The organism is Pseudomonas sp. NPDC089734, from assembly GCF_044748865.1.
Taxonomy (GTDB): Bacteria; Pseudomonadota; Gammaproteobacteria; order Pseudomonadales; family Pseudomonadaceae; genus Aquipseudomonas.
This window is the reverse complement of record NZ_JBIVGV010000004.1, coordinates 238,617-253,088: the sequence shown is the minus strand read 5'-3', so window position 1 is coordinate 253,088 and position 14,472 is coordinate 238,617. Positions and strand designations below refer to the sequence as shown.

13 protein-coding genes and 3 pseudogenes are annotated in these 14,472 nt (G+C 56.2%); 8 read left to right on the top strand and 8 right to left on the bottom strand.

The genetic code is table 11. The features are described 5' to 3' along the window. Nucleotides 1-65 precede the first annotated feature (65 nt). Together ACIPY9_RS07645 and ACIPY9_RS07640 are read left to right on the top strand one after the other, a co-directional pair. The gene (locus ACIPY9_RS07645; RefSeq protein ID WP_400698873.1) at nt 66-2,111 is read left to right on the top strand and encodes a sigma-54-dependent Fis family transcriptional regulator; all 2,046 of its coding nucleotides are present in this window, start codon (nt 66-68) and stop codon (nt 2,109-2,111) included. A gap of 27 nt (nt 2,112-2,138) precedes the next feature. Next, a complete protein-coding gene (locus ACIPY9_RS07640) occupies nt 2,139-2,789 on the top strand; it encodes a TetR/AcrR family transcriptional regulator (protein ID WP_400698870.1) in 651 nt (216 codons plus the stop codon). 16 nt (nt 2,790-2,805) lie between these two features. Here the strand turns inward: ACIPY9_RS07640 and ACIPY9_RS07635 are convergent, their stop codons facing one another. Beyond that, complete coding sequence (locus tag ACIPY9_RS07635) at nt 2,806-5,505, bottom strand: glycoside hydrolase family 3 C-terminal domain-containing protein (protein ID WP_400699102.1); 2,700 nt, start codon at nt 5,503-5,505, stop codon at nt 2,806-2,808. 53 nt (nt 5,506-5,558) lie between these two features. Further along, complete coding sequence (locus tag ACIPY9_RS07630) at nt 5,559-5,789, bottom strand: hypothetical protein (protein ID WP_400698868.1); 231 nt, start codon at nt 5,787-5,789, stop codon at nt 5,559-5,561. A gap of 520 nt (nt 5,790-6,309) precedes the next feature. On the opposite strand from ACIPY9_RS07630, the gene ACIPY9_RS07625 reads away from it, so the two are divergent. Together ACIPY9_RS07625 and ACIPY9_RS07620 are read left to right on the top strand one after the other, a co-directional pair. Next, nucleotides 6,310-7,182 (top strand): glycoside hydrolase family protein, encoded by an 873-nt coding sequence (locus tag ACIPY9_RS07625; protein ID WP_400698865.1) that lies wholly within the window; start codon nt 6,310-6,312, stop codon nt 7,180-7,182. 159 nt (nt 7,183-7,341) lie between these two features. Further along, nucleotides 7,342-7,860 (top strand): annotated as a pseudogene (locus tag ACIPY9_RS07620) (SDR family NAD(P)-dependent oxidoreductase); the annotation flags it as partial. Here the strand turns inward: ACIPY9_RS07620 and ACIPY9_RS07615 are convergent. After that, complete coding sequence (locus ACIPY9_RS07615) at nt 7,857-9,044, bottom strand: MFS transporter (protein ID WP_400698862.1); 1,188 nt, start codon at nt 9,042-9,044, stop codon at nt 7,857-7,859. The pseudogene ACIPY9_RS07620 and the gene ACIPY9_RS07615 sit on opposite strands and share 4 nt — an antisense overlap. A gap of 229 nt (nt 9,045-9,273) precedes the next feature. Between ACIPY9_RS07615 and ACIPY9_RS07610 the strand changes: the two genes are divergently transcribed. Next, nucleotides 9,274-9,678 carry a DUF2251 domain-containing protein gene (locus ACIPY9_RS07610; RefSeq protein ID WP_400698859.1) on the top strand — a complete coding sequence of 135 codons (405 nt, stop codon included), beginning with the start codon at nt 9,274-9,276 and terminating at the stop codon, nt 9,676-9,678. 38 nt (nt 9,679-9,716) lie between these two features. Here the strand turns inward: ACIPY9_RS07610 and ACIPY9_RS07605 are convergent, their stop codons facing one another. Next, on the bottom strand, nt 9,717-10,022 hold the full coding sequence (locus ACIPY9_RS07605) for a hypothetical protein (protein WP_400698856.1): 306 nt from the start codon (nt 10,020-10,022) through the stop codon (nt 9,717-9,719). Nucleotides 10,023-10,236: 214 nt separating this feature from the next. Between ACIPY9_RS07605 and ACIPY9_RS07600 the strand changes: the two are divergent. After that, nucleotides 10,237-10,472 (top strand): annotated as a pseudogene (locus ACIPY9_RS07600) (IS3 family transposase); the annotation flags it as partial. A gap of 112 nt (nt 10,473-10,584) precedes the next feature. Here the strand turns inward: ACIPY9_RS07600 and ACIPY9_RS07595 are convergent. The 4 genes from ACIPY9_RS07595 to ACIPY9_RS07580 form a co-directional block, all read right to left on the bottom strand. Beyond that, nucleotides 10,585-10,809 carry a hypothetical protein gene (locus ACIPY9_RS07595; protein WP_400698853.1) on the bottom strand — a complete coding sequence of 75 codons (225 nt, stop codon included), beginning with the start codon at nt 10,807-10,809 and terminating at the stop codon, nt 10,585-10,587. Between the two features lie 181 nt (nt 10,810-10,990). Beyond that, nucleotides 10,991-11,236 carry a hypothetical protein gene (locus tag ACIPY9_RS07590; RefSeq protein ID WP_400698851.1) on the bottom strand — a complete coding sequence of 82 codons (246 nt, stop codon included), beginning with the start codon at nt 11,234-11,236 and terminating at the stop codon, nt 10,991-10,993. A gap of 183 nt (nt 11,237-11,419) precedes the next feature. Beyond that, nucleotides 11,420-12,061: a UvrD-helicase domain-containing protein gene (locus tag ACIPY9_RS07585; protein ID WP_400698848.1), complete on the bottom strand. Its 642-nt coding sequence runs from the start codon at nt 12,059-12,061 to the stop codon at nt 11,420-11,422. Next, nucleotides 12,054-13,652 carry an ATP-dependent nuclease gene (locus tag ACIPY9_RS07580; RefSeq protein ID WP_400698845.1) on the bottom strand — a complete coding sequence of 533 codons (1,599 nt, stop codon included), beginning with the start codon at nt 13,650-13,652 and terminating at the stop codon, nt 12,054-12,056. The genes ACIPY9_RS07585 and ACIPY9_RS07580 overlap by 8 nt, the downstream gene beginning before the upstream one ends. A gap of 157 nt (nt 13,653-13,809) precedes the next feature. On the opposite strand from ACIPY9_RS07580, the gene ACIPY9_RS07575 reads away from it, so the two are divergent. Then, nucleotides 13,810-14,175, top strand: coding sequence for a hypothetical protein (locus ACIPY9_RS07575; RefSeq protein ID WP_400698843.1), 366 nt, complete (start codon nt 13,810-13,812; stop codon nt 14,173-14,175). Next, nucleotides 14,172-14,438 (top strand): annotated as a pseudogene (locus tag ACIPY9_RS07570) (IS3 family transposase); the annotation flags it as partial. The gene ACIPY9_RS07575 and the pseudogene ACIPY9_RS07570, both read left to right, overlap by 4 nt. Between the last annotated feature and the right edge of the window lie 34 nt (nt 14,439-14,472).

Genomic DNA, 14,472 nt, shown 5'->3' with positions numbered 1-14,472 from the left:
AGTGTCTATTAAAAAGACATGTCTACACTGACATGTCCAAGATATGAACATGTTGAGCCTCCACCATGGTTGATCATTCCTTCCTGACACTGCCCCAGAACGAACTGGACTACATCACCGCCATCGGGCCGCTGGCCCTGGGTGAAGGCCCGATGCCAGTTCTGGAGCAGGCCTGGGCTGAATGTGTGGCCGGGCGGGTCGAGCCTCACCCTGGGGTCCGGCCTGTCATCTGGGCTTCATGGCGACGCAGTCTCGACAGGGGCATCGACCCCGACGACGGCCGATACCGCTTTGTGCCCCCGCAGGTGCTGGCTGAAAAGCTCACTGGCCATGCCTTGTTGATCCAGACCGCACAGGAAGTGATGCGCGGCTTGCTCGCCTATAACCCCAGAGGTCATATCAACCTCACCGACGCTGACGGCACGACCCTGAGTTTCTGTGGGCTGGATATCACGCCGGTGGGCAGTCGCCTGTCAGAGTCCGTGCAGGGCACCAATTGCACGGGGCTGGCGATAGCCGAAGACCGTCTGGTCTATGTGCTGGCCGACGAGAACTTCGCCAGTGGCCTGCGTCAGCGTCGCATGCATTGCGCCGCAGCTCCGATCCGCAATGCCAATGGCGACACCCTGGCGATCCTGACCCTGACTGCCGAACCGGGCTGGTTTCATTTTCACACCCTGGGCACCGTTCAGGCGGCCGCTGAAGCTGTTTCGCGGCAAATGGCCTTGCAGATGTTGCTCGATGAGCAGCGCAGCGTTCTTGAAGTGCTCAATGAAGGGCTGGTGGTTCTGGATGACAAAGGCCGTATCAAGGCGCTCAATCGCTATGCCCGACAGTTGTTCCGGGCAGGCCCCGAGCTGCTGGACTGTCCGTTCCAGCAACTGGGGCACAGTGAGTTGAACGAGGACATCATGCAGCGTCAGGGTGAAGCGTTGCGCGACCTGGACTGCACCTTTCAACTGCACGATGGCACTCAATTGGCCTGTCTGGTTTCGGTGTGCCTGACCGGGCAGGGCGGCCGTATCGTGTCGTTGCGGGAGAACCGGCGCATCCGCGAGATTACTCGCCGGATCATGGGTACTCAGGCCCGCCACACCTTTGAAACCATTCAAGGGAGCTCCCGTGGCATACAGGATGCGCTGCGCCTGGGCAGGATTGCCAGCCGCAGCGAGGCGACCACCTTGATCCTGGGCGAGAGCGGCACCGGCAAGGAGCTGTTCGCCCAAGCGATACACAACGCCAGTGACCGCAGCAGCGGCCCTTTTGTGGCAGTCAATTGCGGTGCCATTCCACGGGATCTGGTGCAGAGCGAACTGTTCGGTCACGTGGAAGGGGCCTTCACCGGCTCGGCGCGAGGCGGGGCGGCGGGCAAGTTCGAGCTGGCCGATGGGGGCACGATCTTTCTGGACGAAATCGGTGACATGTCATTCGATGCGCAAGTCAGCCTGTTGAGGGTTCTACAGGAGGGGGAGGTGACCCGTGTCGGTGCCAGCAAGTCCCGGCAGGTGGATGTGCGGATCATTGCGGCCACGCATCGCAACCTGAGCCATGCCGTGGGGGAAGGGGCCTTCAGGGAAGACCTCTATTACCGCCTCAATGTGCTGAGCCTGACCGTGCCTCCGCTCAGGATGCGCAAGGAAGACATTCCCTTGCTGGCCCGGCATTTCCTCGAGCGGTGTGCCCGGTCACTGCGCAAGGCGGTATCGGGCATTTCCACTCCTGCAATGGACGCACTCATGGCGTACGCCTGGCCGGGAAATGTGCGAGAGCTGGAAAATACCCTTGAGCGCGCCACCAATCTGGCCTACACGGAGCTGGTTCAGCCGGGTGATCTGCCACTGGAAATCATGCAGGCATCCTTTCGCCCATCGCTCACTTCCAGGCCCGAATACAGTGAGGGAGCAGATCTGCCCACCCAGGAAATGAATGCCATTATCGGGGCCTTGAAACACACTCACGGAAACATTCGCCTGGCTGCCAGGCATCTGAAAGTGTCGAGGGGAGGTCTGTACAACAAGATGAACCGGTTCGGGATCCGGGCGGATGACTTTCGCCAGACCGATTTGGCGATGTCGGCAGGGCTAGCGTATCGTGTGCCGCCCTTGGGATAAATTGAATGAGCGTGTTATCAGGTTTTTATGGCAGTTGACGAATCAGGGAGCGAACCGGCCGAAGATGTTGCGCCGAAGCGTCGGCGGGCACCCAAGGGGGAGATGCGCCGAAAGGCCTTGCTGGATGCGGCCACCGTCATCTTTGCCCGGGACGGTTATTCCAGCGCCTCGATGCGCGATGTTGCGACACTGGCCGGCATTACAACCGTCGGTTTGCTGCACCATTTCCCCAATAAAGAGGCTTTGTTGAATGCGCTGCTGGAGCGCAGGGATCAACGGGTCGTTTCCCGGTTTCAGGAACTGACCACCGAGATGACGCTTGAGGGTTTCCTCAAGTTCGTGAGAATGAGCATGGGGTTCAGTATCGAAGACGCCTTCGAGTGCCAGGCCTCGATGGTGATGAATACAGAAAGCCTTTCTCGGGCGCACCCGGCGTGGTCCTGGTATCAGGAGAAATTCCAGATCACTCATTTGCATGCACAAGGGCATCTGACTGCCTTGAAAGAGGCTGGAGAAATCCGGGCAGACGCCGATGTGAAACTTCTGGCCCAGGAGCTCTTTTCGGTCATGGACGGTTTGCAGATCCAGTGGCTGAGAAACCCGAAAGACGTGGATGTCATGGCCGTTTTCGACCGCTACCTGCACCGGTTGAAGAAGGACATTCAGGCTCGTCCTTGAGCCTGAATGCAGAGCGTCAGAACGCCTGTGTTGCGCTGACCTGTACCGCCTTGCGCAATGGCAGTGGCAGCGGGTTGCTGTCCCGGGTGGTCAGGTGCTCGGGAAACAATGTGATCAAGGTACGGTTGAGAGGCAGGTTTTCCGAGTCCGGCCCGACCAGAATCTTGAACTTGCCGGCATCCACATCCCAGCTGGCGGTCTCGTCGACGTAGTAGGCCAGCGAGCGCGAGTCAATCGGGATGCTGACCGTCTTGCTCTCGCCTGGCTGCAAGTACACCTTGGTGAACCCCTTGAGTTCCTTTTCCGGGCGATCGACCGCAGGCGTCACGGGACGAACGTAGAGCTGTGCAACCTCGAAACCGGCCTTGTCGCCACTGTTGGTGACCGTGAATTTCACGTCGATGGTGTTACCGGGGGCCATGACATTGGTCGACAGTTTCAGGTCGCTGTAATCGAAGGTGGTGTAGGAAAGCCCGTAGCCGAAAGGATACAGCGGCTTCGCATGCTTCTTGTCGTAGCCTCTGTAGCCCAGGTAAATGCCTTCGCTGTAGGTCATTTCAGTCAGTGCGTTGTCACCGCGATACAGCTTCGGATCTGAATAGGACGCATAGCTGGGGTTGTCCTGGATCTTCTTGTCGATGGTGATAGGCAGCTTGCCCGAAGGGTTGACCTTGCCGTACAGAATTTCAGCAATGGCCTGACCACCTTGCTGGCCCGGGAACCAGGCATGAAGGCTGGCCCCGACCTTGTTGGCCCAGGGCTGCATGTCCAATCCGCCGCCGCTGTGCAGGATCACGACGGTATTGGGGTTGGCCTTGGTCGCGTAGGTGATCAGGTCCGACTGGTACTCGGGCAGTTCGTAGGCATGGTCAATCGACTCGCCTTCATATTCATAGTTGGTGCCGGCCGCGATCACGACGGCATCATATTGAGACAGGTCCTTCGGTGGACGCAGGGATGCCCAGCTCATCTGAACACCTGCCAGGCCGCCGAGGAATGTCGTGAAGTTCCCCTGCAAGCGGCGGTATTCCAGCTTGACGCTGTATTCCTTGCCAGCTTGCAGCCGTGCAGTCTTGCCCGAGGTCACCAGCGCATTGACCAGGTCGAACGACTGTTGTGTGCCGTCGTTTTCCAGCACCAGTTCGTCGTTCACCCACAGCTTGTAGGCACCGTCGGCACGAACCTTGAAGACGTGCTCACCGGAAATGGTCGGTTTGATGGTGGACGTGAAACGTGCCGAGAACGCCCCGGCTGCGGGGTTGAAGCCTGAAACAGTCGTGCTGCCGGTGTCGGTGGTATTGGTGTTGGTGACCCAGTTCAGGTTCACGCCCGGTTCTACGCGGGTCAGGGCAGGGGAGCCAGCAAGCTCGGTGTTGGAGAAATACTCCGCTTTCACGCCGCTGTTGCTGATGCTGTTCTGGCCACTGGAGGGTTGATACCAGACGGACGCTTTCGGGTTGAGGCTCATTTCAGGCAGGTACTCGACATTCAAGCTGCTGGAAGCCAGTTGCTGCAAGCCACTGAGCTCGGTCACGTAGCTGTTGGGTGGCGAGTTGGCGGTGCCGAACGGCGAAGCCGGGGGCTGCAAGGCCAGATCGCCGATCACCGCGATCTTTGCGTCCCGGGCCAGAGGGAGCAGCGGGGTTCCGCTGGTGGTCTTTTCGTTGCGCAGCAGAACGACCGACTCGCGGGCCATGTTCAACGCCGCGCGCATGCCGTATTCCGGATGATCCAGCGTCTGGGCCTTGTTCAATTGCTTATCGAAACCGTAGCTCACCAGGCCTCGCAGGTTGCGCCGGACCTTGTCATCGATAACGTTTTGAGTCAGTTGCCCGCTCCACAGGTACGGCAACAGCTTGGCTTCAGTGAATTGCAGGCCGGACGGCATGTCGATATCGGTTCCGGCCCAGGCCCCTTTGAAGGCATCCTGCACCGAGTTGAAGTCGCTCATCACAAAGCCCTGAAAACCCCATTCGCCCTTCAGTACGTCGGTGATCAAATGATGGTTTTCACAGGCATAGTCGCCATTGATCTTGTTGTAGCCACACATGATCGACGCGATATTGGCATTCTTGACCATGGACTCGAAGCCCGGCAGATACAGCTCGCGCAGGGTGCGCTGGTCGACTTTGATATCGACGTAATGCCTGTTGGCTTCCTGCTCGTTCGCGACATAGTGCTTGCCCGCCGCCTGTATCCCTTGCACCTGGATACCGTTTGCAATGGCCGGGGCCAGCACCGCGCCAAGGAACGGGTCTTCGCCGCTCACATATTCGGCGGTCCGCCCGGCATAAGGCGTGCGGTACAGGTTGACGCCGGGTGACAGCATTTGCTGGCCTCCGGAGATCCGGGTCTCATAGCCGATGGCCAGACCGAACTCCTTGGCGCGGTTGATGCTCCAGGTTGCAGCCAGTGCCGACTGGGCCGGGTATTGGGCACCAAATGTCGCATTGTTGACGTGTACGCCCATGGACGAGTCGTAGGCGACTGTACCCTCCATCCCCCATTTGCTCAGGCGAGGAATCATGCGTCCGTCATCCACGCGGGTGAAGTTGATCTTTTCGCTGAGGCTCATGTTATCCAGCACGGCCCCGACCCGGGCTTCCACTTCGTTGCCGGTCATGGGTGTGGCCGCCATGACAACGCTGGCCTGTGCAACGCTGATGGCCAATACACTCAAGCCCAGGGTGTGTTTGAAGGCTGACAAGGACGGCATCCTTTTTGACTGACGATGAGGGATGGAGATAAAGACGTCGTGTGTGCGAAGGCTCATGGCTGTTGCACCTGAGCGGGGGCGTCCTCTGTTTCTATGGGCACCTCCAGCAGTGCGGAGGATTCCTGTTCAACCGTCGTTTTCAGGCGACTGGCACCGGAAAGCTGATCCCTTTGTTTCTCGACCTGGATACGAACGTCCTGTTGCGAAGAGGGTGTCCCGGCATCATCAGCAATGGCACAGACACTGGTTGCGCCAAGAAGTAATGCACTAAAAACAGACAGCATGAGTCGGCTCATCGATTCATTCTCGATTAAGAAGAGGAGTGTTTAGTCGGCTGTCAAAGTTACAGCGGGCTGATGTTTAAGCTGAACGTTAAGTCTGGGTAATCAGACAAAAGTTCAGCGTGGGAAAAATATATTTCATGCGCCATTTCTGAAATGGTGGCTTTTCGCTACGTTTCATTTTTGGACGTTTTTTGAACGATCAAGGTGGCTTTTTAGTGCTTTATTGCTAATTAATATGATTTATTCGTATTTTTAATGCCGTAAAAACCAGAAATTTGATGATTTGTTGCCAATCGCTAAACCTAATTGTTATTAGGTTTAGCGGTCTGATATGCTTCTTGCGTTGAAATATTGCTGGACCATGCATGGATTTAAATGGCATGAATTTATGTTTTTTTAATTGCCTGTCGGTGTGTCAGTCGAAAGGTTGTTAATGGGTTGAATATTCAGATTCATGACGCGTTGTAATGTGTAAAAGTTGTGGGATTCTCTTGTCAGGAAAACTTTCCGGGACCAGGTCATGCACTTGAAAATCGCCTCAAGAGCACATTGTGTTGTCGTCCTTTGGGTGCTGGTATTGTGTACATTCACGACACCGGCATGGTCTGCCACAAAAAGTGCAAAGCGGGGTGTTGCGTATGACATCGCCTCACCTGCGGACTTGAGTGCCCTGGCTCCCGGAATAAGCTGGTGGTACAACTGGAGCCCGAAACCGCACGATCGACTGGCTTCCTATGATTACGCTTCCCTGTACGGGGTGGACTTCATCCCGATGGTCTGGAATGCCAATATGGATGACGGCCAGCTGAAGCTGTATCTGCTCGCTCACCCCGATATTCGTTACCTGCTGGTCATCAATGAGCCGAACCTTGTCGATCAGGCGAACATGACACCCGAGGCAGCGGCTCAGTTCTGGCCGAGACTGGAGCAGATTGCCGCCCAGACGAATGTAAAACTGGCAGGCCCCGCCATGAACTGGGGAACCCTGAGCGGCTATGGCGACCCGGTCGCCTGGCTCGACGCCTTCTATGCAGCCTATCGGGCACAAAACCAGAACAGAGACCCGCAAATCGATTACCTGGCTTTCCACTGGTACGACTACGGGCTCTCGGGCATGCTCGACAGGCTGGCCAAGTACGGCAAGCCATTCTGGGTAACCGAATTCGCCAACTGGCATTCAGTGGAGGATGGCGTTCAGATCGACTCGTTGGAAAAACAGAAACAACAGATGGCCGAAATGGTTGCCATCTGCGAGAGCCGCGCCGATGTGTTTCGATATGCCTGGTTCACCGGTCGCATGAGCGACGATCCGCATTTCTCAAGCTTGCTGGGTGACGAGGGTAAGCTGACCGAGTTGGGGCAGTATTATCTTTCGTTGCCATTTGTGGAGTGAACTTTTTCTTCGGGCTGCCTGGAATAAGTGTTGTGTGCCTGCCTGTTTGAAGAGCAGATATATCTCTCCGAAATGGGCATTTATCCGTGCCTGATCGGTCATTAACGTGTTACCCACACTTTTTTGCAGTCGCCGGGGGGGCGTCGACAGACACCGCCTTATGGGCCGGAGGATTTTTTCGAGACCGCTGATGACGTCTGGGATGACTACTGGCAAACCAACGTGATGTCAGGCGTTCGCCTCAGTCGTGCCTTGCTGCCGGCAATGGTTGAGGCTGGCTGGGGGAGGGTGGTGTTCATTTCCTCCGAGTCCGCACGCAACATCCCGGCCGACATGATTCATTACGGCGTTTCAAAGACCGCTCAACTGGCTCTGGCTCGCGGTCTGGCCAAACGAGTGGCCGGAAGCGGCGTAACCGTTAATAGCGTTCTGCCCGGGCCGACACTGTCCGATGGCGTTGCTCAGATGATGAAAGGCGAAATGACGCGTACCGGCAAGTCGCTTGAAGCGGTTACGAAGGATTTCGTGATGGAGCATCGTCCCAGCTCGATCATCCAGCGCGCAGCCACCGTGGAAGAAGTCGCTAACATGATCGTGTACGTCTGTTCGCCTCAGGCCTCGGCCACGACAGGCGCAGCGTTGAGAGTGGATGGCGGGGTGGTCGATGACATTGTTTAGGCTGCCACAGGATTTCGACTGACCAGCCGCGCCAGCCACAGGCACAAGCCGAAAGCCAACAATGCGAGGGCGGTGAGCATATGGATCATGGCCTCGCTTCCCCATGTCGAGATCAGGTAACCACAGGCAATGGGGGCCATGGCCTGAGCGAGTAGAGCGGGTCGCGCCATGCGGCCCGATACCACGGCGTAATCGGCTGGCCGCACCACGACCAGAGGCAGAGTGCTCTTGACGATGGCCCGCAAGCCGTTACCCGCGCCGTAACACACCAGCCCCCAGGCGACCAGATCGGGAGCGAAGTCGACGATCAGTAGCCCGACGGCGGTCATGCCGCTGGAGAGCAGGGCCGTAAACATAGGCGCTTGGCGTTTAACCATCAGGTCGATCACCCGACACAGCACCTGCGCCGGTCCAATCATTGCCGCCAGTCCAATGGCGACCGACAGGCTATGGCCACGTGCTTGCAATACAGTGAGCAGAACGATGGAAATACAGGTCATCAAGGCCGCCGCAATGGCGAACAAGGCTGTCATGGTCCAATAGATCGACGGCGCAAGAGGCGCGCCCTCACGGGTTCCCGTTGCATGTTTAGCTGGTGCAGGAACATGTTCGTCCAGGGCAAAACGATAGAGCGGGTAAAGAAAAACCAGCGCCGTCACGCCGAACACCGCGCAGGTCATGCGCCATCCCATCCAGTGCTCCATCAGGGCCAGCACCGGCCAGATCACGGTCGTACAAAACCCGGAAATCAGCGTGATACCAACGATAATCGGCTTCGCCTGCAACCCATAAGTCGCGCCCAGTGACGTGAACAACGCATCATAAAGTCCTGTCGCCATCGCCACACCGAGGATCACCCAGGCCAATAGAAACACCGGCAGCGACGGCGCAACAGCCATGAGCCCCAGGCCGGCTGCGAGTATCAGGCCATGGGCGGCAAGCACCTTTCGGCCACCGATTCGCGCAATCAAACGACCACACAAGGGCGATAGCAGGCTGGCAACCAAAAGACCGATCGAGGCACCTCCCAGAACCCACTGATGAGGCCAGCCGGTATCGGCCGCAATAGGATCTGCCAGGACGCCGAGCAGATAGAACGAACCGCCCCACGACAGGATTTGCAGAACACCCAGCAAGGTGATCTTGCCAGGACCTGGGCGTTGGGGCAGGGCAGACGTATTCAATGAAAGTCCTTTTATGGCACGTGCCTATGAAGGCGCGCCAGATGACTGGGGCGCGCATGCTAACAAGTCCCGTGCCTTTGAGTCAGTATGAAAAGGATATCGATTTCATGATCGCGGGTGATTCGGAAATAGCCTGCATATGCACCCGAACGCTCCCATAGAGGACGCTGATGGGTACTCAACATAATGAACGCAGTCTCTCAACTGACTTCATAAGGAAACAATGCATATGCCAATTTATCTGGCTTCTGAAAGTGAGCTGAACATAGGCCAGGCGGTGGTGCTCGAAGCGCCGGCGCAGGAAGGCCACTTTGTCGTAGTGTTTGAAGACGACGAAGGCACCGGTTATTTCTACGCCCTGGACACCCAGGCGCCCGGTAATCCGATTCAGGATGCATTGCACATATATGACGTAAGCGACGTAACCGACCGCAGCAAGCCCGTGAATATCAAAATCGGCTGGTCTATGGATCACCAGAAGGCCGTGCTGTTGATCAATGGCTCCCCACACGCCATTTATGATTTTGCGAGCAAACAGGGTTGCTGCCGCACAGGATTCCCACCACCGATTAGCACCAGTTGGTCCGTCAACGGGCATGACTGGAAAGATACGATGCTTGAGTTGTTTGCCTGACTAATGACCCGTCTGGTCAGCATCAGGCGGGTTCTGATTCAAAATCCCTTCATGCATTTGCGGACATCGTCGTCGATCAAATTGTAGGGCTTCATGCATTCGCGCAGGGTTTTCTTGTCAGCGGCTTTATCGAACTCACGAGTGTCTGTGGGCGCTGGTTTATTGTTGTCGCGGCATTGAGGCGCTTTATTGATACCCGCCGTATCGGCCATGATTGTGCATGCAAATGCATTGCTGAGTGTATGCATGTGCTTGCTCAGAGGTTTCGTGATTGACGTGACCGGGCTGGCCGACTCAGCAGATGAGCTGATACAGGCGAGTATGAACACCAGGGTGCGTTTCATGGGTCATCCTTGAATGGGGTTTGGTAGCGGCTGGCGTAGGTTATCATGAAATACATTGTTACGCATAATGTACATTATGTTAAATAATGTCTTAATGATAATGCCTTCCCCGATTGCGATCTTTGGATCTTTGAGCAGCGCTTCGCCGGACCCAAGCATCTCACCTTGCGATGGGCTTAGCCCACCGTCTCAGACGTCGAACTCCAAACGCTGAGAAAGTCGAAGCGCTGTCGGTAGCCGCAGCATCGTGTCGATGATGCAGGAAGATGGCGAGCAAATCGGGCGGTTCAACAAGCAACCTGGATCACATGCCTACAAACAAGCGACGGTCGAGCGGCCGGATATTCCGAACATCTTGAATTCTGGTGTGGCGATATCACCTACATCTGGGCTCAAGGGAAATGGCATTACCTGGCTGTCGTTCTGGATCTCTACGCGCGTCGAGTTGTGGCTACATGACGGTTCAAGAAGCGCACCGAGACATCAGTCATTACTTGATGCATCGCTACAACTGGATTCAACCGCACCAGTTCAACATGTCGTGTCCGGGATTAGTTGACCACTACAACTCACCAATATGTTTAAGCACTATTTCGATTTTTTCCTGCGGCCAGAGCATCACCCTGCCATTTTCTCTTGAGGCGTTGAGTATCTGCCCAGAGTTCATGTGCTTTACCCGGCGCATGACGCTTGCGACCGTGGCTTGGTGCACCTTGGTTGCGATATCAAGGTCGTGAACCTTGAGCTGCTCGCTGGTGAAAAAGTGAAGATCAAGGTTGTGTGTCATTGCAGGCCCTCCTCTGTCATCACAGATTGGAATGCCATTTACTCTACTCCGCCTGCTTCGACCTTCAACGCTCTGGCTACCAGGTGGCACGCAAGCGGACAGGTGGTCGACAAGGTTGAGGTATGGTTTCATAGTCACTTCTCGCGACCACCACTCCCTCCCCTTGGCTGCCCCTATTGCCTTATGGTTCCCAGTATGGAATGAGGGATTGCCCTGGACGATCCACCACAATCGCTACGCTTTGCTGTGCCCGGGTAACCGCCACGTAGAATGTCGCCGCAGGCCCAGGGGCAAGCGGCGTGCCTCGCTGCAAGAACGTTGCGATAGGGCCGGTTGCGATGATCAACACACGCTCGTAGGTTGCGCCTTTGGCAACCTTGAAGTTGATGTAATCCAGGTCGAACCGAGTGCCTGACCTGACGTTCACGCGCAGACACTGCGGGCGGAATCTCTCGACATAGGCAAGAACGTTGCGCTGGGCGAGCAGGAATACACCGTCGTGATCAGTCGTAACCTCGTTGAGCGACTGCGTCTCCGGGAAGCCCCATGCGGGGTTGAAGATGGTATCTGAGAACCTCGCGATACCTGGCGAGCAGCGCCAAGTTGTGTTTCAAAATTCGATCTCAATCTCGCCTCGTCTCTGTTTGGCAAGGAACCAAGCAAGAGCCTGAGCGTAAGCATATTGTCGGTTCTTCCGGCTTCGGGGGCTGGTCGAAAGCACTGATTGCCGAATGTCACCAACCATACGGATGTCGATGCGAGACGCGAACAGCTTTTCTAGTAGTTCCCAGTCCCAACCACTGAGATCCTGAACCTCATCCACAAGAATTTCGTCATACAGACTTTCCAACCTGTACAGCAGTGCTCCGTGGCTTTGTTCCACCAAGAGGTTGGCGAGTTTCCCGAGTTCAGCGGCATACAGCGCGCCACCTGTGTTGAAAAAACGCTCCTCGCCCGTTGCAAAACGATTGGGGATCCCTTCGTAGTCGAACCCTTGTACTCGGCGACCCGGGAAGACAAATGGTAGGAAGGGCCTAGCAAAATGCCTTATGAGCAGCGTGTACCATCCCATCACTTCCACATTGGTCTGCAGGCCAACAGCTTTAGCTAGGCGTTCTGAAAGCTCATGCTGATTCCGCTGGGTGAAGGTCACGACGAGCACGCGACGAGTAGGTGCCAAAGCAGCACAATGCTCGACCAAACCTTGAGTCTTGCGAGAGCCTGCGACGGCAAGAGTGAGATGGTTAGCCATGGATGAAAGCTGCCGCGGCTGCCATGTACGCGGGCGCAACGATGCGTTGTCCACTTTCAGCGATTCGAATGGCTGCCTCTGTTTTCTCTCTGGTCATCCAGACTTCGAGGCGAGCGTCAGCACGAATGGCCAGAATGTCCCGCAGTGCGGCCTCTCCATTGTGACGGATCAGTTGAGGTTCCAATGTGTGCCCGTCATCCACCTCGCCGATGAAGAGCTCTCTATACTCGCCATCAAGCCATTCCTCGACGGCGTCTCGAAGTGCCGCGGGATCCTGCCCGTCGTTGTCTCTCAGAACTGCAACCCGTTTGCCGAGTCGAGAACAGAGCTCAAGGCATCGGGCCAGGGAGAGGCTGCGCATGCTGAGCACATCAATGCCGCATGCCATCGGTGTCGCGTGATAAAGATCATGAAAGATTCTTTCAAAAATGATCTCGTCGGACGGCCCCTCGACGAGAACCAGCTTGTCAGCGAGCGCCATGCGAAGCGTATCGTAGCCTGGAAGCTTCTTGTAATACCCCACGGTCTCGGGGCTAAGCCCTGTGATCGTTGTGACAGCATCCCGATTGATCAACTTGAGCGAATCTAGCCCTAGCCTATTGAGCACGTAAGTGCTGTGGGTGCTGATGAACAGCTGCTGTTCTTCCCCTGCGAGCCGCTCAATGCGATTCAGAAGCGTGACCATGCTGGTGTGGGATAGGTGATTCTCCGGCTCCTCGATCATCACCACCCTAGTGCGGTCGGCATGCCGGCCCATTGCCAGGGAGATTTTGATAGAGGCTTGCTGGCCTTGGCCCGCCATCGAAAAAGGCACATTGTCCATGTGCGGAGTGACAGCCGACTCCCAAGATGTCCTGGACGTCTGATCCATGGCCACTTTGAGAGGTTGCCGGTGCAGTGAGGCTTCCAGCTGTCCCAAACGCTCGTTAACTGCAGCGAGGGCTCCATCTGACATAGCTGACTTTGCCTGCCTGTACTCCAAGGAGATCAAGGCTTTCTCGGAGGGCTCCAAGTGGTCATTCAATATTTGCCTAAGGTGGTAGTCGACGCCACCGAACGTCCTGATCGTGCGTGAGTCGATGATCGCAATGGACAGATCTCGTGGACGCCGGGTGAGCTCTGAATCCCCGAAATGGCGCCACTCGATCTTGTAATACTCCACAGGGAGCAGCATCGATGGGTTTTCCGTCCATGCTTGAAGCTCTGCATCGTACTCAGGGTTGGGTACGACGCGGAGCACCACGCCTGGGCAAGCCTGTGCAGGAATTGCGCTGTTATGCACCCCGCACAAAGCTTGGAGGTCAGGTCGATTTTCCAGAAACAGCTCAATCTCAATTGTGGGCCAAGCCGCCTCCCCAATCAGGAGATCGTCCAAAAACTCCGAGACTACCGCTGTGTTAAACCAGTAAGGATTGAGCTCTTCTGAGGCAGGCCTTCCCCCAATGCGCCCCGTCATCGCTAGGGCGATAGCCTCCATCAACGAGGATTTACCCGCGTCGTTTCCACCGACAAGTAGATTGATCCTTGGGTTCGGTTCCAGCTCAAAGTCCCGATGGATTCTGTACCCTTTCACCTTGATCTTCGTGATCATCGTCTTTCCTTGCTGGAGGAGCCCCGTCCAGGTGGCCGGGCGAGTGTTCAGAGTGTATTCGATGGCGCCACACAGGGAATACTGCCGAGCAAGATCGTCAGTTCAGTCCGCGAATTAGCGCGTGCCACTGCTTGTGCAGGATGGTCCAGCAGCGCCCTTGCCCCAGCTGGTCCCATTTATCTACGTCCAGCTCAGACTCAAGCATCGCGCATACAACACCGTCGCAGCGCACCTGCGTGCGATTCAGGCTTTCTACACCTATGCCCAAAGTCGAGATGTTCATATTGATTACGTCATCTTGGCTTGCCACTTCGAGGCGATTCTGGTTCTACTGGACGGTTACGCCCTCTGGCTCCAAAGCCGTCGCCAGACCGATAATCTGGTCGCCCGAATCGGCACAGTTGCAATAGCATCTCTTCCACAGATTGATCCGCGCACCCGTGACCAGTACCTGCGGCTGTTGAAGCAGTACCTGCCCTGGTCTGTTATCCGATACACGATCTGTACAGCAAGTGGTCAGTGATTCTACATTCCGATCGCGGCAGCCAATTCACCAGTTCTGCAGCATGAGTGCCGTCAGGTATTGTGGCGATAACGCAGCCTGCGAAGGTTTCTTCGTCAGCTCAAGCGCGAGCGTGTGCCCATCGGTCGTATAGAACCCGTGATGAAGCACGGGCGGATTTATTCGACTGCATCGAGCGGTTCCATAACCCAAGAATGCGTCGTAGAGTCGCGCGGCAAGATCTGAAGTTTTCAGCCCTTTTCAAACCGTCCGTGGAAATGGGTAGAACCCAAACTATATTTTCAGGCGCGCCATTAA